Here is a 22,911-nt window from a genome sequence, read left to right as displayed (position 1 = left end):
CTGATGGTTTGGGAGTCAATCGCTCCGATCATCGGCCCACTAATACGCGCCGGGCAGTTGCCCGAGTAGAACCAGCCGATGGCACATTGACGGTGGCCACCAGCATTGCGCCGATGGCCACCGCTCCCGGTTAGGGGATGTTGTGCCAGAACAGGCGGACGACATCAACGACTAGTCGGATGATGTTGACCACCAGGTTCCAGGCGCCCCATGGTTCTTCACGTTTCCGTTTGGATTCCATGCCGGCACCTCCTCCCGGAGGAACAGGGCACGGCCTGCACGTGTCTGTGGGCACAACAACGTTGCGCCCTACGTGCGTAGGGCCATACACTCAAAGTGTTCGGATTTGAGGATATGACCCTCTGACCGCACCAATGAGCGCACCGCGCTGAACAAAGACCCGATTGCACTCGGGTCTTTCGTTCGTTAACGGCACAGCAGGCTCGTGCCTGATGATTCCAGCGTATCGGCCAGAAGGCACCTCAACGACCACGCCGGCGTAGCTTCCAGCTAAAGCCGTGCCTCCGCAAACCGAGGCGCCATAGACTCCATCTGCTCCATCACCAGTTTGATCGCTTCAGGCTGCTTGTCCGGCGGGTACCCGAAACGGACCAGAAGCCTCTTGATCGAGGAACGAAGTTTTGCCCTGACGTCATCACGCACCGTCCAATCGGTCCGAACGTCCCGGCGCATCACTGACAGCAGCTCGCGGGCGATATCGGCGAGCACGCCTTCGCCCTGTATCTCCACGGCAGACTCGTTGGAGGCCACAGCGTCATAGAAAGCCAGCTCGTCCGAGTTTAGAGGGGGCGTGAAATGAGCGCCTCGGTTGCCCTCGGCCGCGACTTCGCGTGCCAGCTCCACCAACGCAGCGATGACCTCCGCCGATGTCAGCTGCTGGTTGGTGTACTTCCGCATCAGCTCGGTAATGCGTTCCGAGAAGGCCCGCTGGCGAATCACGTTGTTTCGCGTCACGACGGCTGACTCGTCAGCGATGAGCTTTCGCAGTGCCTCAATTGCCAGCTGCGGGTTGCGGGCGTTCTGGGTCTTGGCCATGAATTCCGGCGTCAGGTCGTCCAGCGACGGCTTCGGCATGCCGGCTGCTTCGTAGATGTCCAGGACCTCGCCGGAAGAGGTTGCGGACGCCACTAGGTTGCCCAGCAGCCGCTGGATCTCTTCCGGGACCGGCTCACCGCTGGCCTGTCGATCTGCGGCGTCGAACTTGGCCATGTAGATCCGAGTCTCCTCGTAGACCTGGATTTCGGGCCGCAGTTCGGCCAAGGTATCCGAGCCGGAACTCAGCGCCCACGCCCGTGACAACTGGCCGGAGTACCGACGGTATTTTGAGGCCAGCGTTTCTTCGCCCTCGGCTGGCTTATTACCCGGTGTCTCCGGGCTTCGCAGATAATTAGCCGCGCCCGTCGCAGCGCTGACAAAAGCCCGCGGGCCGCCCTTCTTCAGCACGGATTTCCAGTCGTATCCGGAGACCATCCCACGGAGTTCTTCGACCAGCAGCACCGTCTGCCCAACCGCTTCATCTAGGTTCTTGCCGACTGGCTTGTTCGCCTGATCATCTTTCGTGTACTCGCCCAACGCCTGGGTTAGATTCTCAGCCAGCGGAGCGTAGGCCACAAGCAGGCCGTCTTGTTTGCCGCGGAAGGTGCGGTTTACACGGGCCAGGGTCTGCATCAACAGCGCACCCTTCAGGGGCCGGTCCAGGTACAACGTGTGCAGGGGCGGTGAGTCGTAACCGGTGAGCATCATGTCCTTGACGATGACGAGCTCCAGTTCGTCGTCAATGTCCTTAAGCCGCTCTTTTACCGTCGCATTCGCCGAGTCGCGTCGCACGTGATCCGACACCGGGGGAACATCGGTGGCGTTACCGGAGTACACCACCTTGATCTTTCCCTTGGCAAGGTCATCCGAGTGCCAGTCAGGCCTCAGCGCCACGATAGCGGAGTAGAGGTTCGCGCAAATTTCACGTGTGCCGCCCACGATCATCGCCTTGCCTGGCGCTTCAATGAACTTGCGCATGCGTTCGCGCCGGTTCTCCCAATGCGCCACCAAGTCTTCCGCCAACGCAGCGATACGCTGCGGCGCACCGTACACGGCGTTCACGACGGCGACGCTCGCCTCGAGTCGCGCTCGTTCAGTATCGTCCAGGCCCAGGGTGGCCTCGTCGGCTGCCTGATCGAGGACCTCTTCTGTCACGTCGGACGCGAGTCCCACCTTGATGAGCCGCGGCTCAAAGTACACGGGCACCGTGGCGCCGTCCTCCACCGCCCGGGTGAGGTCGTACACGTCGATGTAATCGCCGAAGACTTCCTGCGTGTTCCGGTCATCAAAGGAGATCGGCGTTCCGGTAAAGGCGATCAACGTGGCATGGGGGAGTGCGTCGCGCAGGTGCCGGGCGTATCCGTCCAGGTCGTCGTAGTGCGAGCGGTGCGCCTCGTCAACAACCACAATGATGTTGCGTCGGTTGGAAAGCAGCGGGTGCTCGGCGCCGGCATCTTTTTCGGCTTTGCTGCGCCCGAACTTTTGCAGGGTAGTGAAGTAGATACCGCCGGTCGCACGGTTAGTAAGTTCCTCCCGCAGTTCAGAGCGCTTCCGGATCTGCTGTGGCGACTCGGCCAGCAGCAGGCTCCTATCAAAGCCCTCGAACAACTGGCCGTCGAGCTCGTTTCGGTCCGTGATCACCACGACCGTCGGGTTTTTCAACTTCGGATGCCGTGCCACCAGGTTGGCGTAGAGCTCCATCTCCATTGACTTGCCAGAGCCCTGTGTGTGCCAGACGACGCCTGCTTTGCCGTTGCTTTCCACTGCTTGAACGGTGCTGCCGACGGCTTTGGTGACGGCGAAGTACTGGTGCGGCTTCGCGATGCGCTTCAATAGCCCTTCCGGGCCACCGTCGAACGCAGTGAAGTTACGGGCTAACTGCAGAAAACGCTCTTGGTTATACAAACCGTAAAGGGCGGTCTCCAGGGCCGTGACGGCGACGCCGGCCTCCATGTAGCCTGGTGCGATCGGCCGACCATCATCGTCCACATTCCATGGCGAGAAGTGGTTGAGGGGAGTGAACGGAGTGCCGTACTTTGCTTGGATACCATCTGATGCGAGCGTGAACACACAGAAGCGGAACGCCATGGGAAATTCCCGAAGATAAGTCTGTAGCTGCGCATGCGCCGCGGCCACGTCAGCCGTGGCGCTGCCTGCCTTCTTCAGTTCGATGACACTCACAGGCATGCCGTTGCAGTAGAGCACGACATCGAAGCGACGCTTATAGTCCCCCTGCACCAGCGTGACTTGATTGACGGCGAGCCAGTCGTTCTGGTCGGGGTCCCTGCTCAGCAGGTGGATGGTGGGGTTGGCTTCGTTACCGTCCGAGTCGATGTAACTGAGCCGGTACCCATTCACGAGGTAGTTGTGGATGCGGTGGTTTTCGGCAATGGCGTCGATCGATTCCGGAGCGGCGATCTCGGCGAGTGCCTGCTGCAGGTATTGGGCGGGAACAGTAGGGTTGAACCGCTGGAGGGCGGCGAGCAGCCGCGGCCGGATCAGCAGTTCATCCCATGTCTCCCGCTCGTCCGATCCGGGAGCGATGTCCTGCCCCGGCAAGGGCCGCCAGCCGAGTGGCTCGGCCAAGAGCTCAAGGGCCATGCCCTCCCAGTCAGCTTCGGAAAAGGCTACTGCTGGTGTTCCTGCTGTCACGGTTGTTCCCCCTGTTGGACCGGTGGTCATTTAAAATGTTGTGTGAATCCTGCTTCTGTGTCAGAGTCGCTGGTCGGGCTGGCGCGTCCGACCTCACACTCCCGCGTCCTCCAATACCTTCTCCGCGTCCTTGACTCGCAGTTTGCCAGACATGAGCTGGGGGAGGAGTGTATCCCGGGTGGCGGCCAAGGTTTCTTTCTCCTCAACCGCTCTGCGCTTTAAAGCCGTCTCCGCACCGACTATTGTCTCCAACCTGTCAACGTTCCTTGCAGGCAACTCCAGCGCTAGTCGCTTCAGGTTGCCCATGTTGATCTTGGGCTGCACTGCCCCGGTGACCAGCGTCGCGACCTGTGCCCTTGCGATTGCGAGGTACAGAAGCTCCGTGGAAACTCCGATGCCCGTCAGAACGTGTGCATGGTTGTTGACCCATGCTGGCCCCCAAATGTATTGAACAACAGGGGTGCCATCGGCATTTATAACAGAGCCGTCTTCTCCCACCAGCACCAGTGGTTCATCGAATATCGCTTCGTTTACATTTCCAAATATGCCGCTGGCCCCGTAGTATGGAACGTTGCCAGGTCTCAGTTCACGTTCTCGAGCGGACAAGGGTACACGGCGCCGATTATGGAACTCCGCGACCGTAGATAACGGTGCTACGCGCGTTCCTTCGTCAACTGCCGCGGTGTATTCAAGCGCCATTCGGGCGTCAAGTAGGGCGATGAGTTTGGTGTTGGCGGAAATCTTATCGTCGAGAGCGCCCAGAACCTCCGCAATGGCTTGCTGTTCGACGAGTGGCGGGATTGACACGGGCCACGCACCCATCGTGGAAAGACTGATGCGGTTAACGGTCGCCCCATGAATAGTATGTTGTTCAATCGTTCGCTGGAACCCTGGGCTCAGATAGTAGTAGAGAAGAAACTTTGGGTCGACTACTGAACGGTTTGGACGAATAAGTGCCATGCGCCTGCCGAGGCATGCGCGAACGTTCGCGGGCATGAGAGCTGCCTCGCCGAGCCGCGTCTCATAGGAGAAGAGGAGATCTCCTTCTCTCGGCTCAACGCGCCTAGTCCACTTCTGAAAGTCTGGTTCTGATACTCGATCGGACTGGTTCAGATCCAACCGCCCGCCGTTCAAGCTGGAAATGTTCAGGAAGTATGGCCCCGATTCAATTCGCGTGGGTGTTGCGTGGGGACCATCAAAGAGGGTGCCAAGGTCACGAACGGTCCCCTCAGACATCGACCCTCCCCAACTGCTTGCGCACAACCGCCGCCAGCCGCTCGGACTCTTCGAATTGTTCAAACAGCTCCTTCGAAAGCCGCGCGATCTTATCCTCAATCGGTTCGCCGTCGTCCGCTACCTCGGCGGCCCTCACATACCGTCCAGGCGTCAGCGCGTAGTCCGCAGCCTTGATCTCGGCAAGTGACGCCGAGTAGGAGAAGCCGGCCTCGTCGTCGTACGCCAGGTCTGCTTCAATCGCTGATGCTGTGCCGCGCCATGCGTGGTAGGTGTTGGCGATCTTAGCGATTTCGTCGTCGGACAGCGCGCGCTCTGCGCGGTCCACCATGTCGCCGAGGTTCCGTGCATCGATGAAGAGCACTTGCCCGGTTCTGTCAATGGAGCCGCGGGGGCCGGCCGTCTTGTCCTTGGCGAAGAACCATGTGCACACCGGAATGCCGGTGCTGCGGAAGAGCTGGGTGGGCAGGGCCACCATGCAGGAGACGAGATCGGCCTCCACCAGCTGAGCGCGAATCTCACCTTCGCCGCCGGAGTTGGAGGACATGGAGCCGTTAGCCATGACCACGCCGGCGCTGCCGCCGGGGGCCAGCTTGGAGATGATGTGCTGAATCCAGGCGTAGTTGGCGTTGCCTGCCGGGGGTACACCGTACTTCCAGCGGGGGTCGGATTCGGAGCGGGCCCAGTCCTTGATGTTGAAGGGTGGGTTGGCCATGATGAAGTCGGCGCCGTTGTTGCCGGTCAGCTCCGGGTGCTGGTCGCGAGCGAAGGTGTCGCCCCAGCGGGAGGCGAGGTTGGCGTTGAGGCCATGGATGGCGAGGTTCATCTTGGCCATCCGCCAGGTGCGCTCGTTGAGCTCCTGGCCGTAGACGGAGATGTCGGAGCCTTCCGTATTGTGGGCCTCCAGGAACTTCTCGGCCTGAACAAACATGCCTCCGGATCCGCAGCAGGGGTCGTACACTCGCCCGCGGTGCGGCTCCAGTACCTCCACCAGGACGCGGACCACGCCGGCGGGGGTGTAGAACTCGCCACCTCGTTTGCCCTCGGCCTTGGCGAACTTTTCGAGGAAGTATTCGTAGACCTCGCCCAGCAGGTCTCGGGCCTTGCTAGCGCCCTGGCCCGTAAACCGTGCGGAGTTGAACAGGTCAAGCAACTCGCCCAGTCGGCGCTGGTCCACGTTGTCCCTGTTGTAAATGCGGGGGAGCGTGGCGGACAGGGATTTGTTGTCCATCATGATCATGTCCATGGCCTCGTCGATGAGCTGGCCCACTAACTTCGGGTGCTCGCCCATGGCTGCAGGCAGGCCCTTGGCGTTCTCCGCCAGATAGTTCCACCGCGCCCGAGGCGCCACCCAGAAGACACCGCGGCCGGTGTACTCGTCGACGTCGTCGATCAGCTGGGCAATCTGGTCCTCGTTGAGACCGTCCGCCTCCAGTTCGGCTTGGATCTGCTCACGTCGTTCGTCGAAAGCGTCGGAGACGTACTTCAGGAAAACCAGGCCCAGGATCACGTCCTTGTACTGTGAGGCATCCATAGAGCCGCGCAGCTTGTCCGCGGCTTTCCAGAGGGTGTCCTTGAGTTCCTTCATGGTGGACGGGGCGAGGTCCACCTTCAATTTCGGGGGCATTACTGGGTTCCTTTTGTCTGTGGGTCGGCGAGATTACTGCTGGGATCTATCAGGGTGAGGCTTCCGCTCGCCACGCCGTCCGTAATCAGCGTAGCGACTTCGTGGAGTCGCCCGAGCCGTTCTCGGGCTTGTTGCTGCTCCTGCTGCAGCCAGGCAAGAGCATCGCCCAGTTTCCTCCGCTGGGCCTCAGATACGCGACGCAGGCGCCACCTGCGCCAGGCCTTGTCCGTTGGGGAAAGGCTGTTGATGTCGGAGGCAACGACGATCGGCGACAGCCCTCCCGGGTCAGCGGCGTCAACCCGTAGTACCTTCGCCGGGAACATGACGACGGAGCCACCGTGCGTGTCCACCATTGCAGCGGGCTGAGGGCTCGTGCAGAAGACGACGTCGCCTGGCTGGGTGAGCCGGCTCGCTGGATACTTGGCTGCCAGGTCCATTAGGCCGATGTGCCGGGGCGGGACGTTGTGCGGGTCAAGCAGCTCCGCCGGGCCCATTGCCCGGGTTCCCGCCAGCGGATTCAAGTCCACCTCTGCCACCCGGTTTCCCTTGATGTGCTTGAGAGTACCGGCGGAGATGAGTTCTTGGACTGTAGCTGGCTGGGTGTTCATGTTCGTACCTGTGGGCAAGACGTGAATGGCAGGCGGGCCGATGGGCTGCAGCAGACGCGCCAGTTCCTCCACCCGGAGTGCTGCCTCGGCACCATTCGGCATGCCCGCCGAACGATGGGGTGGCGCTGGCACTAAGGACTTCCTGCTGACCAGCAGATGCCGGGTCTGCACTAGCCGAGCGAACCGGAAGGAATGGGCGCGCACAGTTGCGCCGTTTCCCATGGAGGCAACGATGTCGCTAACCAGGTCCTGCTTCACGTCTTCTGTGAGGTCTTGGGTGCTGAGGTCCGCCACCATGGTCCAGCGCTCGGCAATGGGAACCTCAGTGAAGGACGGTCCCATCACCCAGAGCGCCTGAGCTTCGCGGGGCTTGGCGCGCAGCAGACCCAGGGGCAGTCGCACGATGGCGCGGACCCGGCCGATTCGCAGCAACTCCGCACGGAGCGCTGAAGAGTGGCCGTCCATCGGCGAATCGCAGAGAACCCGCGCCGGGGCGATGATGACAGCCCGCTGGTGATCATCCATCTGTAGGAGAATCTGTTCCACCGCCGCAAGGATTTGCGCTCCGTCCATGCCGGATTCACCGGGGGACGGGTACTGAGCCACGTGAACTACAGGTCCTTGGGCGGCGAACTCTCCACTTGGATCGAGATGGATCTGCCCGCACTCCACGCCGTGTACCCGCAGTCGGCGACGCGCCAGGCGACCCGAACCGCCGTCGTCGTCCGCGGTCAGGAAAGTGACCGGCGCTGCTTCCCCGGCGGCATGGACGACGCCCATAAGAAGATCACTGCCGCCTCTTGTGGAATCAGCAAAGACGGAGTTTCCGCCAAGAGTCGCGGCCAGTTCAACGGCGGCAGCTGCCACCAGCCCCACAGCTGAGTCGGTGAGGGCTGTGGCCGAGTACTCTCGCAGCCCCTCGCGGAACCTCGCGGCAAGCAGATGTTCGAAGGCCGCCGCCACGTTGTAGGCACTGTCCACCAGCCGGTCGGCGAATGCCGCCGTGGAGGCAAGCGATGTCCCCGCGGCTTCCATTTCGGAATACAGGAAACTGTCATCCGGATCGCACTCGTCTGCAGCGTCCAGCAATTCCTCCCGGCTCAGCTGTGCCAACGAGTTGCCAGTAATTTCCTTGAGCGTCAGCAGTGCCGTGAGAGTGTCGAAGGTGTTTCCCCGGGCTCCATCGACAGTCATGCCGGGCATGCGGGTAAAGGCGGCGACGTCGTTAGCTGCCTCCCGGTTGTTGCCCCGCCCAGTATCGGTCAGCCAAGCAGCGATGTGGCCGGAGTCAAAGAGTTCCAACCTGCCGTTGAGCGCTACAGGCTTCGGAAATGGGTGGGCGGATCCGGCACTGCGTTTGCGCCACATGGACACTACCGGGCGCTGGACCTTTGCGAGTGCGGCGACGTCAGACAGGGTCATGCGCATGGATTCTGTTTGGTTCATGTCCGCCTCCTTTCGTCGTTGACCTCACCTTATCGCCGTGGAGCGTCTAACAAAACAACAGGCTTGATAAGTAGGGTTATCAGAATATTTGTTTTTGTTATTCGAACCTTGCCGTAGCTTCGTTCTCAAGCAACGAGGGAAGTCTCCGGTTGCGACTGCTGCAGGAAACCATGCATTGGGGGGACCGGTTCCCGCGTATTTCGACAATCCCTCTCCCTCCGAAAGATCGGAGGGTCCACCAGTGCGGCTACACGAGGCCGACATAGCTGATTGAGGTTCCAGACATGCATGACATCAAGTGCCCGCACTGCGGACAGACATTTACTATCGACGAAGCCAGCTACGCCGACATCGCCAAGCAGGTTCGCGATGCTGAGTTCGAACAGCAGCTCAACGAACGGCTTGAACTGGCAGAGCAGGACAAGGCCACGGCTCTCGAACTCGCGGAGGCGAAGTCCGCTGGCGAACGCCAGAAGGTTGCGGCGGCCAAGGATGCTGAGATCCAGGACCTGAAGTCGAAGCTCGATGCTGGTGAGGTTGCACAGAAGCTCGCCGTAACAGAGGCGCTTGGAGCCGTCGAGAAGGAGCGCGATGGGCTGATGAAGGAGCTCGAACAGGCGAAGCAGGAGAAACAGGCATCAGTTGAACTGGCCGAGGCGAAGCTCGCTAACGAACTTCAGAAGACTGCATCGGAGAAGGACTCCGCGATCCAGGACCTCAAGGCGAAGCTCGAAGCCATCGAAACCGTGCAGAAGCTTGAGATCTCCGAAGCAGTCACCACGGTCGAAAAGGAGCGAGACAAACTCAAGAGCAGCCTTGAACGGGCCGATCTCGAGAAGCAGCTCGGTGAGAAGGCTCTGAAAGACAAGTACGAAACCCAGATCAAGGACCGTGAAGAACAGATCGAGCGGCTGCGGGACCTGAAAGCGAAGCTGTCGACCAAGATGGTCGGAGAAACTCTTGAACAGCACTGCGAGACCGAGTTCAACCGCATTCGTGCCACAGCCTTTCCCCTTGCCTATTTCGAGAAGGACAACGATGCGCGGGCCGGGAGCAAGGGTGATTACATCTTCCGCGACTCAGATAGTGCCGGTACTGAGATTGTGTCGATCATGTTTGAGATGAAGAACGAGAACGACGGAACCGCGACCAAGCATAAGAACGAAGACTTCCTGAAAGAGCTGGATAAGGACCGCACGGAGAAGGGGTGCGAGTACGCCGTGCTGGTCTCTCTGCTCGAGCCTGATAGCGAGCTCTACAACACCGGGATCGTCGATGTCTCTCACCGCTATCCGAAGATGTACGTCATCCGGCCGCAGTTCTTCATCCAGTTGATCGCGCTGCTGCGGAATGCCGCGATGAATTCGCTCGAATACAAGACCGAACTTGCGATGGTCAAGGCGCAGAACTTGGACATCACGAATTTCGAACAGCAGATCAGCGATTTCAAGGACGCGTTCGGTCGGAACTGGAGGCTCGCCTCCGACGGTTTCGTGGAGGCGATCAAGCGCATCGATGAAGCGATCAAGGACCTGGAAAAGACGAAAGTGGCGCTGCAGAAGTCTGCCGACAACCTGCGGCGTGCGAACGCCAAAGCCGACGATCTCACCATTAGGAAGCTCACGCGAGGCAACTCGACAATGACCACCAAATTTGCCGAGTTGGAGGCAGCGAAGACGGCCGGGTGGGACGTCAACTGACGCGCCTTTGCCAGGGCCGCTTAATGTGTTGATTCCACCACAGACCTGGAATCCGCCATAGCCGCAAAAGACTTACCGACACTTCCTGAAACAGTGAAGGCTGGCACCCGAAAAGGTGCCGGCTTCCACTGTCTCTGTGTGAGCACGGCTTGGGTCAAAAGCTGCTGGTTTGTCCCGGCCGGCCGCGTGATCCGACTACCACCGTCGCATCCAATCCTTCGTTCGAGGCCACGTCCACGAGCAGCCCTGAATCGGCCATGAGGCTGGCGGTCTCCGGTGCCTGAGTCTTTGAGGTCTCAATGAACAGGAACCCGCCCGGTGCCAACCACTGAGCCGCCCCCTGCGCAACCCGGCGTTGAACGGCCAAACCGTCAGCGCCGCCGTCGAGCGCCACCAGCGGCTCGTGGAGCCGCGCCTCCGGTGGCATCATCCCGATGGACCGGGTGGGAACATACGGCGCATTCGCCAGAAGCACGTCCACCCGGCCCATGAGTTCCAGCGGGAGCGCCGTGTAGAGGTCGCCTTGGTGGACGTTTCCGCCGCGGGGCTCAACGTTGCGTCGTGCGCAGTGGACCGCTGCCGGGTCGATGTCCGCAGCGTGCAACTCGCAGCGCCCCAGACTGTCGCTTAGCGCCGCACCTAAGGACCCCGAACCACAGCAAAGGTCGACGACGACGGCACCAGGCCGGGCGATCATCGCCGCCTGACTCACCAGGAACTCCGTGCGACGACGCGGCACGAATACTCCGGGTTCCACTGCCATGCGCTTCCCGCAAAACTCCACCCAACCAACGATGTGCTCAAGGGGAAGCCCATTGACGCGTTGGCTCACCATGCGGTTGAGCTCGTCCACGTGGCGGGCCGCGTCAACCAGGAGCTGGGCCTCGTCGTCGGCAAAGACACATCCAGCAGCGCGCAGGGTGGTGGCAACGTTGGCGGTGGTGGCAACGTCGGATCCCCGGGTCATGTTGGCCATGCTAGCCAAGGGGTTCCCAAAGTTCGCAGTTTTTGGTTAGGGTAAGAGGCATGGGAACACTGATTTTTGAGTAGACCGGCGCCTGCTTCTGTAGCACGCACCGAGTTTCACCTGACAAAAATCCACGCCTGTCGAGGCCCTGCCTCCATGCCGTTCCCGTTGTCGACGCCTTTTTCTCGAACCGCAACGCCATGGCACAAGTGTCTCTTCAGGACTCACACTCTAGGAGTCCACGCATGACTGCCAACCGCCCTTCCGACAACACCGCACCTGAGAACACCACCCCTGGGGGCGGAACCGAATCCGCTGCCCAGGCTCCGGCCTCCGGCGGCATCAAGTCCAAGCTGACCGACGCCCAAAAGGCCATGCTCGCCAGCAAGTCCGGTGGCGGGGCTCCCGCTGGCTGGCAAAGCACGGGCAAGGGCCACAAGCCCACATCGGCCAGCGGCAAGCTGGCCAAAACGGAGAAGAAGGTCCGCTGGTAGGAAGCAGCAGCCAGCTGATTCCTGCAGACAAGCCTCTCCGGCGCACCTAGTATTGAAATCCCTTCGTTTCACTCTGGAAAGGAAGAATCATGACTGCGAAACATGAAGCTGAAAACATCAATCCTGAGGTAGCAAGCCACTTGGTGGAGTCCATGGACATGGCTCCGATGCCCGAACCGGCAACCATCGCGGTTGCGCTGGGCACGGAACAAGGCAATCAGTGGCCTGACGGGAATGGCAAACGCCGGCACCCGAAAGACCGCGACCAGGCCCACGGCCGCATGGGCCAGGGCGCAGCTGTGACGGCAATCCACAGAACCAGCCGCCCGCAGATGCCACACTCCTCCTAGGCCCGCACCCCCGCAGCCAGCCCAACTGCGACTCAGTTGGGCTGGCTGACGTCTGAGGGGGACTTGTCCGGACGCCACCCACGCCACACGGGGTGACGCAGCCGGCCGGGGCCCGTCCATTCGCCGAACGTCACCTCGGCCACAAGGCCAGGACTCACCCACTTCGCGCCCGCAGCGTCTTCCCGGGGAATATCGGCAAAGGGAGAATCAGCAATCACCAGGGGCTCCAGCTTTTCCATGATGTCCCGGAGCTGCCAATCCTTGAACCCACTGCCAACCCTGCCCACATAGTGCAGCTTGTCGCCGTCCGGAATGCCCAACAGCAACGAGCCGAACGTCCCGCTTCGGGCCCCCGCGCCGGTACGCCAGCCACCCACCACCACCTCCTGGCTCTGCTCCAGCTTGAGCTTGAGCCAGGACCTGCTCCGGCGCCCGATCACGTAGCGGCTGTCCGCCTTCTTCGCCATGACGCCTTCCAGGCCAAGCTCGGCGGCGCTGGCCATGAGGTCTTCCACGTCGTGGTCCAACACGGCGGATAGGTGAAGGGGACAGCCTTTGCGCACGCGCTCCGCAAAGGCTGAAAGCCGTTCGCGGCGCTCGTGGAATGGCAGGGCGCTCAGGTCCGTGCCGCCGTCGTAAAGAAGGTCGAACAGCATGAGCTGCACCGGCACCGATGCGCGTGCCCGCTCGATATCTGCGGTTTTGACCAGGTTCATCCGCAGCTGCAGCCGACCGAAATCCGGTCGGGAGCCCTTGCCCAGCGCCACGATTTCGCCGTCAGCCACGAAGTCACCGTCGGGCCAGCACGCACGGTCAGTGAGCTCCGGGTACGTGGCCGTGAGGTCGTTCCCGTTGCGGCTCATGAGGCGGATCCTTCCCTCTGTACCTGTGATAACTGCGCGGATCCCATCCCACTTCAGCTCATACAGCCAGTCGTCGCCGTGGAGATCGTCCGTGGACCCCGAGGTGGCCAGCATGGGGGTGTAGTCCGGCATGGCCTGGGGTGTGGGCGGCTCGACCGGCGGCTGGGAGAGCGCAGGCTTCACGTCCTTGCTTGGTGGGCCCTTCCGCCCTCCAGGCTGCTCCTTCATGAGGTGGATCAGCCAGTTCTGACCGGTGTTGATGAGGGCGAACCGCTTGGTCCCATGCAACCCACCGCCGGGCTCGCCCGTGAGGGTCGCGATCACTTCCTTGCCATCGCGCCATTTCTCGCAGGTGTACTCCCCGCGGTCCCAGATGCTGACCGTCCCGGCGCCGTATTCACCTTTGGGAATGACGCCGGCGAAGTTGGCATAGTCCATGGGATGGTCTTCGGTGTGCACGGCAAGGTTGTTCCGGTCCGGGGTTTCGGGCACGCCGCGGGGGAGTGCCCAGGAGACCAGGACGCCGTCGTGTTCCAGCCTGAAATCCAGGTGGTAGCGGCGGGCGTGGTGCTCCTGGATGACGAAGGTGCCGCCCGGTGGCGGTGGCTCGCCGGGTTTCGGCTGTTCCGGGGACGAACTACCGGACGGCGCCCTCGCGGCAGATGCGGCCGACGACGACGGAAACGGTTCCGGGGTCTTGTCCGGATCGCGCATCCCAACGTACTTGGCGAGACGGTTCTCGACCGTCACCGCCCGCTCACGGGAGCCGGCCCCACCCGTGCCTGAACTGCCGCCGGCAGCACCGCCGTCGTCATTGCCATCCTCGCCGTGCGGCGGCAGGTGCCGGTCGGAGATCGAAGCGAAGTGGTCCTTGCCGGTGGAAACCCGCTTCATCACTGCGGTGTAGTCGAGATGGTCCAACGATACAGAGGCGAGTTCCCGCCACGTGCGGGGCGCTGCCACCGTGGGGAACGCCCGCCCGCGCAAGGAGTAGGGGACGATCGTCGTCTTATTTCCGCTGTTCTGGCTCCAGTCCACCAGGACTTTGCCTTTGCGGAGGGACTTCTTCATGTCGCTGACCACCAGTTCCGGGTGGTCGGACTCCAGGGCGCGCGCGAGCTCGTGGGCGAAGGCGGAAACCTGCTCGGACGTCAGGGTCCCGTCAAGGCCCGTGTAGAGGTGGATGCCTTTGCTGCCGCTGGTGACCGGGACGGGGTCCATGCCCATGTCCTGCAGGATGGAGCGGGCCAGCTTGGCCACTTCAACGCATTCGGGAAGGCCGGCTCCGGGGCCGGGATCAAGATCCAGCACGAAGCGGTCGGGCCGGAGCGGATTCCCGGCGGCGTCCACCTGCCATTGCGGAACGTGGATCTCCAGGGAGGCGATTTGGGCCATCCAGGTGAGCGTGGCCAGGTTATTGACCATGGGGTAGTCGTTGGTGTGGTCCGAGTGGTGGATGGTGGCCCGCGGTATCCACTTGGGCGCGGAGTCCTCAAGGTTCTTCTGGAAGAACACCTGGCCTGGGTGCTCTGCCGTACCAACGCCGTTGACCCAGCGCTTTCGCGTCACGGGCCTGTTCGCCGCTGCCGGGATGAGAAAGGGCGCGACGGCGGCGTAGTACTCCAGCACTTCGGCCTTGGTTGTCCCGGTTTCCGGGTAGATGATTTTGCCCAGGTTGGTGAGGGTGAGCTCGTGGCCTTCCACGTTTACCCGTTCCTGTTGCTTGCCTGCCACCTCTTCTCCTCTGCTGTCTTGTGCTGTTGACTGGGTGCATGAGGGCCATATGGAAGGGATCCATCGCGTTCGGTCTGGTCAACGTACCAGTGAAGCTCTACAGTGCCACGGAGGATCACGATATTGGCCTGCACCAAGTCCACAATAAGGACGGCGGGCGCATTCGGTACCAGCGAAAATGCGAAATTTGCAGCGAAGTTGTGGCCTATGAGGATATCGACAAGGCCTACGAAGAAGAAGGCCGGACTGTGGTCCTTACCGCCGCTGAATTAAAGTCCTTGCCCGAGGAGAACAGCCGTGAGATCGAAGTGGTGGAGTTTATCCCCGCTGAGCAGCTGGATCCCATCATGTACGAGCGCAGCTATTTCCTTGAGCCGGATTCCAAATCCCCCAAGGCCTATATGCTGTTGCGGCAGACGCTGGAGGACACGGACAGGATAGCCATTGTCCAGTATGCGCTGCGCCAAAAGACCCGGCTGGGGGCGTTGCGGGTACGCGGCGATGTGCTGTTGCTCCAGGCACTGCTATGGGGCGACGAAGTCCGTGAGGCCAAGTTCCCGTCGCTGGAGACGGACATCAAGATCTCCGACAAGGAACTCGAGATGTCCTCCGCCCTGGTGGAGTCCATGGCGCACGACTTTGATCCGGACGAATACACCGATGACTATCAAGCGCAGCTGAAGACGCTGATCGAGGCGAAGCTGGATAAGGGCGAGGCCCTGGACACCGAGGCCACCTTCGGCGTCGTGGAAGGCGAAGGCGAGGGCGGCGACGTCATCGACCTCATGGAAGCACTCAAGCGCAGCCTGGATAAGAAGCGCGGCAAGGAAAAAGAGTCCGACGACGATGCTGCCGCCAGCAAAACTGCCAGCAAGCCAAAGGCGAGGGCAAAGAAAAAGGCGTGAACCGGCGTCGTCAATTTCCTTTCCCGGATGAGGTCGCCGCATTGCTCACTTGGGTCGCAGCATTGCTCACTCTTCCTTCGAGTCGCCGTTGTTGCGCATTCCTTGCCGGTACAGCCATAAAGGCATTCCGACCACCAGGACAAGCAGCACCAGGATGATGAAGCCGCCCGCCACCAATCCGGCGGTCCTGCCTGCCGTGACGTCGAAGACCAGCGATGCGGAGCCGGTGATCAAGATGGCGACTCCACCCAGCGCCCATTTGGTAATGGTGTCTGCGCTGGAGACGAGCACGGATTTGAGGCCGCGGCGGAAGAGTCTTCGGTGAACGCTGACGGGAAGCACTATGAGCACGGTGGTCAGGGCGGCAACCATCACGTTGGTGAGGTAGAGGCTCCGTTGCCAGTCGTCCAGTTCGCCAAAGCGCGGTTGAAAAGGCAACGTCAGCAGGAACCCGCCCAGGATCTGCACTCCGGTTTGAAGGACACGAAGTTCCTGGATTAATTCCATCCAGTTCCGGTCCATCCGTTCTTCGGTGGACTCGTTCCTGCCGAATCTGGGTGCCGGTTCCGGCTCTACCATTCGTGCACCTCCGCGACTTGGTGGACGCCGACGAACGCCTGCGCCCGAACAGGAAATGCCCGCCCATGGATCCCGACGCGGCGCCGCCGCCCTCAGCGACTGGTAGCGCTTCGGACGGCGGTTGATCACGCCGGAGGCCCGACCTCAGTGCGCGTTGGGGTCGCGGTGTGTCTAAACCGTATGGCCCCGACGGCCTGACATGAAGCTCAGCAACCATCCGATGGCCGCGACGACGAGGAGGATGACGCCCACCCAAAGCAACCAGTTAAGGGCTTGGGAGAAACCGCCTACAAGGAGGAGAACAATTGCCACTACACCAGCAATGATCAGAAGCGTATTCATGGTCAGCACATTCCTTTCTGGGGGAACTTTGGCTATTGCCGCCCGTTCCCAACTATGCATTCCGTTTACTTCGATTTAGTGATGCCGGTACTTTGAAGCGGCCCTGCCGCCTCGAAGTGCCTTTCAGTTATCACATACTGGTCTTCGCTGAAGGGGCGAAGTTCGCCAGTCGTGAACAGTAACACTTCTCATTGTACTACTAAGCACCCTTATGAAAGGCTTGTTGAAGTCGTCACCTGATGATGGGGGCAGATGCCGTGGGTATTAGGCGGCATCTCTTCGCTCACATGAACGTCCACGAGAGGAACACATGAAAGCGTCACAGCAGCTTGCAGACAACCTTCAGATCGTCCTGACAGACCTTATCGAGCTACAGCTCCAAGGGAAGCAGGCCCACTGGAACATCGTGGGACCGAACTTCCGCGATCTGCACCTTCAGTTGGACGAGCTGGTCCTCGCCACCCGCCAGTTTGCCGATGACACCGCCGAGCGCATGCGGGCCCTTCATGCATTGCCTGATGGCCGCAGCGCAACCATCGCCAAGGGCACCCGCCTGGAGGAGTTCCCGGCCGGCCTGGTCAACACCAAGAACGCCGTCAAATTGGTGACCGACCGCGTGGAGCGCGCTGTCCAGACAATGCGCGACGTCCATGATGAGGTGGACGAGGAAGATCCCACGACGGCGGACCTGCTGCACGCGTTCATCGCCCGCCTTGAGCAGCTGGTGTGGATGATCAACGCGGAAATCATGAACGCCGGCGCTTCCGTAACGGACCCGGACGAAGCCTAGCCTGGCCGGCTGATCACGGACAGGGCGGATCAACCGTGCCAAGGCTTAAGCGGAGTGACCTTTCCAAGCCCGGCATTGTTCGCCGCAAGGTAGGAAAAGGATTCAGCTACCGCCACCCGGACGGGAGTCTGGTCAGCAAGGAGGATCGCCAGCGCGTCAATGCGCTGGCGATCCCGCCTGCTTGGACCGATGTATGGATCAGCCCTTTCGAGAACGGGCACATCCTGGCGACTGGCGTGGATGATGCGGGGCGCAGCCAGTACATCTACCACCCCACATGGCGGGAACGGAAGGACACCGAGAAGTTCATTCGGGCTGCCACGCTGGGGAGGGTCCTGCCGTCCGTCCGACGTAACGTGACCGTGCATCTCCAGGATTCAGGGGACCCCCGGCAGCAAACCCTTGCTGCCGCAGTGCGGTTCATGGATCTGGGTGCCCTGCGCGTCGGGTCGGAGATCTACATGAAGCAGAACGGCTCCTACGGGCTCACCACTCTCCGGTGCCGTCACGCGCGGGTGGAAGGACCGGACGTCTTCCTCAAGTTCCCCGGCAAGAGCGGCCAATTGTGGGACACCTCCATCCGCGACCCTGCCCTGGCGGCCTTTCTGGAACCACTGGCGGAGCGGCCAGGCAAGGAACGCCTGCTGGCTTACCAGTCCGACGGAACCTGGGTACCCGTCGACGCGTCCATGATCAATGAATACCTGCGTGGCATCGCGGGGGAGGCCTATTCCTCGAAGGATTTCCGGACATGGAAAGGCACTGCGGCTGCGGCGCTCTGCCTCATCAAATCCGGCCACAAAGGCACTCCCCGCCAGGCCGTAGTGCGGGCCATCAAGGAAGCCTCGGAACTTCTGGGCAATACTCCATCCGTGGCGCGATCCTCCTACGTGGACCCGAGGATCATCGAGGGGTACCTGTCCGAAGAACTCAAGGACGTGAAGCCCACCGAAGCGTCGATTGCGGCCTACCTGAACGGAAGCGACTCCTAGAGGCGGGTGCTACAGAAAGAGCCTGGCGACACCCATATCCGGGTGTCGCCAGGCTCTTTCTGCGTCGCTGAGTGGTTCCCTACTCGGCGTCGTGGTCCGTTTCGAGGATCTTCACCAGGCTGTCCAAAGCGGCGTCCGCACCTTCACCCTCGGCACGCAGAACCACCACGTCACCGTGGGATGCTCCCAAGCTCATCAGGGACAGGATGCTGGCAGCGTCCATGGCGTCGTCAGCAGGCTCGCCTTGGCGGGCGATGGTGATGTCGAGGTCAAGGTCGCCGGCAGCTTCGGCGAAGATTGCGGCGGGGCGGGCATGGAGGCCCACACGGCTTGCGATGGTGGCGGTACGTTCAGGCATTGGTGCTCCTTTGTGGTGGTGGGTGGCTTTGTGGGAAGTCTAGACCGTAGGACCTTTAGACACTGGCGGTTGCAGGAACGGGTTCTGCTTCAACCGGCTTCTTCACGGCCCAGCGCTTGAGGGCGATGACAGCCAGGGCGCTGACCACCATTCCGGCCACGATGGCGACGACGAACATCACCAGGTTGCCGATGGCGAAGAAGACGAACAAACCGCCGTGCGGTGCCTGGGATGTGACCCCGGTGGCCATGCAGAGTGCGCCGGTCAGTGCGCCGCCCAGCATGCTGGCGGGGATAACACGCAGCGGGTCGGCTGCGGCGAAGGGAATGGCGCCTTCGGAGATGAAGGATGCACCCAGCAGCCAAGCCGCCTTGCCGTTCTCACGCTCGTTGAGGGTGAAGACCTTCTTGTCCAACGCGGTAGCCAAGGCCATCGCCAGCGGCGGGACCATGCCGGCCGCCATCACGGTGCCCATAATCATCCACGGAGCCTGGTTGTCGGCGCTGCCAGCGCTCAAGCCGGCAACTGCGAAGGCATAGGCAACCTTGTTGACCGGACCACCCAGATCGAAGCACATCATGAGGCCGAGGATGATGCCAAGGACCACGGCGGAAGCGCCGCTCATGCCGGTGAGCCAAGTGTTCAGGGCTACCGTGAGGCCTGCGATGGGACCGCCGAGAACCAGGAACATCAGGCCGGACGCGACGATGGAGGCAAGCAGCGGGATGATGACGACGGGCATCAGGCCACGGAGCCAGCGGGGTACCTGCCAGGTTCCGATCAGATGCGCGATGTAACCGGCCAGCAGGCCGCCGACGATGCCGCCGAGGAACCCTGCACCCATGAAGCCTGATACGGCACCGGCGACGAAGCCCGGGGCAATACCCGGACGGTCGGCGATGGCGTAGGCAATGTAGCCAGCCAGGGCCGGGACCAGGAAGCCCATGGACAGGGCGCCGATCTTGAACAAGACCGCACCGAGGTAGATGGTGAGGCCGCCCTCAGGCAGGTTGCCGAAGTTGTTCTCCAGCACCACCTTGTCCGCCACGGCAGTGATGTCATAGCCGCCCAGCAGGAACCCAAGGGCAATCAGCAGACCACCACCGGCCACGAACGGAATCATGTAGCTCACACCGGTAAGGAGTGCGCGCTTCAGCTTCTGGCCGATGTGCTCGCCCTTCTCGTCCTCGGCACGCTCAGCCTGCTCTTCGGCACCGGAGTGCGGAACACGGCGGGCACGCGGATCTTCAGCGGCGGCGAGAGCTTCCTGGACCATCTTGGTGGGTTCGTCGATGCCGCGCTTGACCGGTGCGTTGATGACAGGCTTTCCGGCGAAGCGCTCCTTGCCGCGAACATCAACGTCGACGGCGAAGATCACTGCGTCGGCCGCAGCGATCACCGCCGGGTCCAACGGCTTGGCGCCGGAAGAACCCTGGGTTTCGACCTGCAGGTCAACGCCCATTTCCTTGGCGGCGGCGACGAGGGAATCAGCAGCCATGTAGGTGTGTGCAATACCCGTTGGGCAGGCGGTCACGGCGACAATGCGCTTTGGCGCGGCAGCCGCCGTCGTGTTTTCTACAGGAGCTGCGGCAGCAGCCGCAGGCTTGTCTGCCAGCGCGCCGTCCACGAGGTCCACGATGTCCTGCTCAGTGGCGGCCGCACGCAGCGCCGCCGTGAAGTCCTTCTTGATCAGCGAACGAGCCAGTTTGGAGAGCAGCTTCAGGTGTTCCTGGTCCGCGCCGTCAGGGGCTGCGATGAAGAAGATCAGGTCTGCCGGGCCGTCCTTGGCGCCGAAGTCCACCTTGTGCGAGAGGCGGGCCATGGCAAGGGCAGGTTCGGTGACGGCGGCCGAGCGGCAGTGCGGGATGGCGATACCGCCGGGGACGCCCGTTGCGGTCTTCTGCTCGCGGGCAAAGGCATCAGTGAAGAGCCCTTCAACCTCGGAAGCACGGCCGGTGTCGGCAACTTTGCCGGCCAGGACGCGGATGACGTCGGCAGGGGAGTCGCCCAAGTTTTGGTCGAGGGTGACCAATTGGGTTGTGATCAGCTGGGTCACTGTGAGTCCTTCTGGAGGGCCGTGATGGTTACGGCATCGGGGGTTGTTTGGTGGACTGCCGGGACAGTGGAGCCCGGCAGGGAAGCAGCAGCGGCACCATGTGCCACGGCCTGACGAAGGCAGTCCTGCGCGGACCCGCCTTGGGTTGCAGCCAGCAAATATCCGGCCAATGCAGAGTCCCCGGCGCCTACCGTGCTGACGGCTTTGATGGGCGGATGAGTGGCAAGCCACGCTCCGTCTGCCGTCACCAGGATTGCTCCCTTGGACCCGAGTGTTGCGAGAACGGCGCCTACACCGCTGGCGACGACGGCGGCGGCGGCTTGGACGGCCTTGGCCGGGTCCGCTTCCAGTTCGTCAGCTGTGGAGACGTTGGTGAAGCCGGCGGCGGCGGCAAGCTCTGCGAGCTCTTCAGCGTTCGGCTTGAGGAGGTCCGGTTTACCTGGGGCGTCGCCCACCAGCGCAGCCGCAAGCGGTGCCCCGGAAGAGTCGATGGCGATGCCGGGGGCGGCCGTTCCGTCCGCGTTCGACCGGAGCCGACGCGCGATTGTGGCGTAGAAATCCGCGGGAACTCCTGGTGGGAGCGATCCTGCGAGTACCACCCAGCTGGCGCCACGGGAGCGCTCCAGCAAGAGCCCGATCAGGGCCTCCTGCTGGTCACCGCTCAGCTCCGGGCCGGGTTCGTTGATCTTGGTAGTGACGCCATCCGGTTCCGTGAGCGTGACGTTGCTGCGCAACGCCTGACCGATGGGCAGCGCCGCGAACGGCACGCCGGCGTCGTGCAGTCCTGAAAGGACCGGGTCCGAATCTGCGCCCGGAAGCACTGCCAGTGTGTCGAGTCCGGAGGCCACCAGCGCCCGGGAAACGTTGACGCCCTTTCCGCCGGACTCCTGGTGGACGGCCACGGCGCGCTGTACCTCACCGCGGGCGAGGGCTCCTGGGAGTTCCACGGTGCGGTCCAGGCTGGGGTTGGCGGTCAGGGTGACGATCATGCGATCACCACGTCAACGCCGGCATCGGCCAGGGCCGCTGCGAGTTCCGCGGACGGTTCGCTGTCTGTAATCAAGGTGTCAACATCCTTCAAGGTGGCGAACTGGACCAGCGTTTCGGCGTCCAGCTTGGAAGAGTCGGCCAGGGCCACCACGCGGCGGGCTGACGTGACGAAGGCGGCTTTGACCGCGGCTTCCTCGGGATCGGGAGTGCTAAGCCCGAAGGTGGAGTGAATGCCGTTTGCGCCCACAAATGCGATGTCGGGGCGAAGTTTGTAGGCCGCCTCCACAGTGGTCTGCCCGACGGCGGCCTGCGTCAGTCCGCGGACACGGCCGCCAAGGATCTGGAGTGCGATGCCCTGCGTGGAGGAAAGTTTGCCGGCGATGGGAATGGCATGGGTGATCACCACGAGTTCATCGTTTCCATTGGCCGATGGTGTCCGCTGGGCCAGCAGGTCCGCCAGGATTTCCGTGGTGGATCCTGCGTCCAGCAGGATGCTGCCTGTCGTAAGTTCCGGAATAAGCGCCAAGGCCGCGTTTGCGATGCGAAGCTTCTCTATCTGACGTTGGACCGCACGTTCCAGGATGCTTTCTTCACGTGTGCTGAGACGGTCCGACGGGACGGCGCCACCATGGACGCGCCTCAGGTTCCCTGAGACTTCAAGGGCTGCGAGATCCCGGCGGACTGTCTCAGTAGTGATGCTGAAACGGTCGGCGAGGTCGGTAACGCTCACCCGTCCGCGCTCTGCGACGAGTGCGGAGATCAGTTGCTGGCGCTCTTCTGCGAACACTTACCCTCCATTGCGGTAAAAGCCAAGATTTTCAGTTCAGCCACCTTGGTGACTGCTGTCACAACGTTGTGGAATTGCTTGACTCTATCTTTGTTTATGTTGGTAAGTCAATAGAAATCAACATAAACAAAGATCGCTGGGGTGGGCTGCCTCCGGACATGCCAAAGGGCATGCCGCGCTCCCTGTAGCGCGACATGCCCTCGTTCGGATCCCGACTGGGGGATTTGCCGGGATCCGGTCCTTGGATGTGCCCGGTGGACCCTAGGTCAGGGGAGCGGGCGGTTCTCCCTGTCCGGGCGGCGACGGCATGGTCGGTCCGGGCGTGGGGTCAGGAATGGGCGGTGGCCCAGGCTCCGGCAAGGGGACGGGCTCGGGAGTAGGG

18 protein-coding genes are annotated in these 22,911 nt (G+C 62.1%); 6 read left to right on the top strand and 12 right to left on the bottom strand.

Going from position 1 to position 22,911, the window contains the following annotated elements; genetic code table 11:
* Nucleotides 1-510: 510 nt before the first annotated feature.
* The 4 genes from ACSSVG_RS08630 to ACSSVG_RS08615 form a co-directional block, all read right to left on the bottom strand.
* A complete protein-coding gene (locus ACSSVG_RS08630) occupies nt 511-3,738 on the bottom strand; it encodes a type I restriction endonuclease subunit R (RefSeq protein WP_492418425.1) in 3,228 nt (1,075 codons plus the stop codon).
* 63 nt (nt 3,739-3,801) lie between these two features.
* Nucleotides 3,802-4,944: a restriction endonuclease subunit S gene (locus ACSSVG_RS08625; protein WP_492418423.1), complete on the bottom strand. Its 1,143-nt coding sequence runs from the start codon at nt 4,942-4,944 to the stop codon at nt 3,802-3,804.
* The gene (locus ACSSVG_RS08620; protein WP_492418421.1) at nt 4,937-6,568 is read right to left on the bottom strand and encodes a class I SAM-dependent DNA methyltransferase; all 1,632 of its coding nucleotides are present in this window, start codon (nt 6,566-6,568) and stop codon (nt 4,937-4,939) included. The genes ACSSVG_RS08625 and ACSSVG_RS08620 overlap by 8 nt, the downstream gene beginning before the upstream one ends.
* The gene (locus tag ACSSVG_RS08615; protein WP_492418419.1) at nt 6,568-8,622 is read right to left on the bottom strand and encodes a helix-turn-helix transcriptional regulator; all 2,055 of its coding nucleotides are present in this window, start codon (nt 8,620-8,622) and stop codon (nt 6,568-6,570) included. Before ACSSVG_RS08615 ends, ACSSVG_RS08620 begins: the two co-directional genes overlap by 1 nt.
* 284 nt (nt 8,623-8,906) lie before the next feature.
* On the opposite strand from ACSSVG_RS08615, the gene ACSSVG_RS08610 reads away from it, so the two are divergent.
* Complete coding sequence (locus ACSSVG_RS08610) at nt 8,907-10,322, top strand: DUF2130 domain-containing protein (RefSeq protein ID WP_492418417.1); 1,416 nt, start codon at nt 8,907-8,909, stop codon at nt 10,320-10,322.
* Between the two features lie 154 nt (nt 10,323-10,476).
* On the opposite strand, the gene ACSSVG_RS08605 is transcribed toward ACSSVG_RS08610, so the two are convergent.
* Nucleotides 10,477-11,289 (bottom strand): putative protein N(5)-glutamine methyltransferase, encoded by an 813-nt coding sequence (locus ACSSVG_RS08605; RefSeq protein ID WP_492418415.1) that lies wholly within the window; start codon nt 11,287-11,289, stop codon nt 10,477-10,479.
* 245 nt (nt 11,290-11,534) lie between these two features.
* Here ACSSVG_RS08605 and ACSSVG_RS08600 point away from each other — a divergent pair, with 245 nt between their 5' ends.
* Both ACSSVG_RS08600 and ACSSVG_RS08595 read left to right on the top strand, forming a co-directional pair.
* Complete coding sequence (locus ACSSVG_RS08600; protein ID WP_492418413.1) at nt 11,535-11,783, top strand: hypothetical protein; 249 nt, start codon at nt 11,535-11,537, stop codon at nt 11,781-11,783.
* Between the two features lie 89 nt (nt 11,784-11,872).
* Nucleotides 11,873-12,133, top strand: coding sequence for a hypothetical protein (locus tag ACSSVG_RS08595; RefSeq protein WP_231342791.1), 261 nt, complete (start codon nt 11,873-11,875; stop codon nt 12,131-12,133).
* A gap of 32 nt (nt 12,134-12,165) precedes the next feature.
* On the opposite strand, the gene ACSSVG_RS08590 is transcribed toward ACSSVG_RS08595, so the two are convergent.
* Nucleotides 12,166-14,730 carry an ATP-dependent DNA ligase gene (locus ACSSVG_RS08590; protein ID WP_492418411.1) on the bottom strand — a complete coding sequence of 855 codons (2,565 nt, stop codon included), beginning with the start codon at nt 14,728-14,730 and terminating at the stop codon, nt 12,166-12,168.
* 38 nt (nt 14,731-14,768) lie between these two features.
* Between ACSSVG_RS08590 and ku the strand changes: the two genes are divergently transcribed.
* Nucleotides 14,769-15,635 (top strand): non-homologous end joining protein Ku, encoded by an 867-nt coding sequence (gene ku / locus ACSSVG_RS08585; protein ID WP_492418410.1) that lies wholly within the window; start codon nt 14,769-14,771, stop codon nt 15,633-15,635.
* Nucleotides 15,636-15,701: 66 nt separating this feature from the next.
* Here ku and ACSSVG_RS08580 read toward each other — a convergent pair whose 3' ends face one another.
* A complete protein-coding gene (locus ACSSVG_RS08580) occupies nt 15,702-16,214 on the bottom strand; it encodes a DUF6328 family protein (protein WP_231342782.1) in 513 nt (170 codons plus the stop codon).
* 171 nt (nt 16,215-16,385) lie between these two features.
* A complete protein-coding gene (locus ACSSVG_RS08575; RefSeq protein ID WP_231342779.1) occupies nt 16,386-16,556 on the bottom strand; it encodes a hypothetical protein in 171 nt (56 codons plus the stop codon).
* A gap of 310 nt (nt 16,557-16,866) precedes the next feature.
* Here ACSSVG_RS08575 and ACSSVG_RS08570 point away from each other — a divergent pair, with 310 nt between their 5' ends.
* Together ACSSVG_RS08570 and ACSSVG_RS08565 are read left to right on the top strand one after the other, a co-directional pair.
* Nucleotides 16,867-17,346: a Dps family protein gene (locus tag ACSSVG_RS08570; RefSeq protein ID WP_231342776.1), complete on the top strand. Its 480-nt coding sequence runs from the start codon at nt 16,867-16,869 to the stop codon at nt 17,344-17,346.
* Between the two features lie 35 nt (nt 17,347-17,381).
* Entirely contained in the window at nt 17,382-18,338 is a 957-nt protein-coding gene (locus ACSSVG_RS08565) for a DNA topoisomerase IB (RefSeq protein WP_231342774.1), read from the top strand.
* Between the two features lie 79 nt (nt 18,339-18,417).
* On the opposite strand, the gene ACSSVG_RS08560 is transcribed toward ACSSVG_RS08565, so the two are convergent.
* Genes ACSSVG_RS08560 through ACSSVG_RS08545 form a run of 4 tightly spaced genes read right to left on the bottom strand, consistent with a single transcriptional unit; the run spans nt 18,418 to nt 22,529 of the window.
* Nucleotides 18,418-18,696: an HPr family phosphocarrier protein gene (locus tag ACSSVG_RS08560; RefSeq protein WP_231343400.1), complete on the bottom strand. Its 279-nt coding sequence runs from the start codon at nt 18,694-18,696 to the stop codon at nt 18,418-18,420.
* Nucleotides 18,697-18,751: 55 nt separating this feature from the next.
* The gene (locus ACSSVG_RS08555; RefSeq protein WP_492418407.1) at nt 18,752-20,752 is read right to left on the bottom strand and encodes a PTS fructose transporter subunit IIABC; all 2,001 of its coding nucleotides are present in this window, start codon (nt 20,750-20,752) and stop codon (nt 18,752-18,754) included.
* Complete coding sequence (locus ACSSVG_RS08550) at nt 20,749-21,741, bottom strand: 1-phosphofructokinase family hexose kinase (RefSeq protein WP_231343398.1); 993 nt, start codon at nt 21,739-21,741, stop codon at nt 20,749-20,751. The genes ACSSVG_RS08555 and ACSSVG_RS08550 overlap by 4 nt, the downstream gene beginning before the upstream one ends.
* Nucleotides 21,738-22,529 carry a DeoR/GlpR family DNA-binding transcription regulator gene (locus ACSSVG_RS08545; RefSeq protein ID WP_492418405.1) on the bottom strand — a complete coding sequence of 264 codons (792 nt, stop codon included), beginning with the start codon at nt 22,527-22,529 and terminating at the stop codon, nt 21,738-21,740. The genes ACSSVG_RS08550 and ACSSVG_RS08545 overlap by 4 nt, the downstream gene beginning before the upstream one ends.
* Nucleotides 22,530-22,911: the final 382 nt, after the last annotated feature.

The sequence above is a fragment of the Paenarthrobacter sp. E2MeOHC11 genome (genome assembly GCF_058744955.1).
Note: the sequence above shows the minus strand (reverse complement) of the source record. Positions and strands in the feature narration are given on the sequence as shown.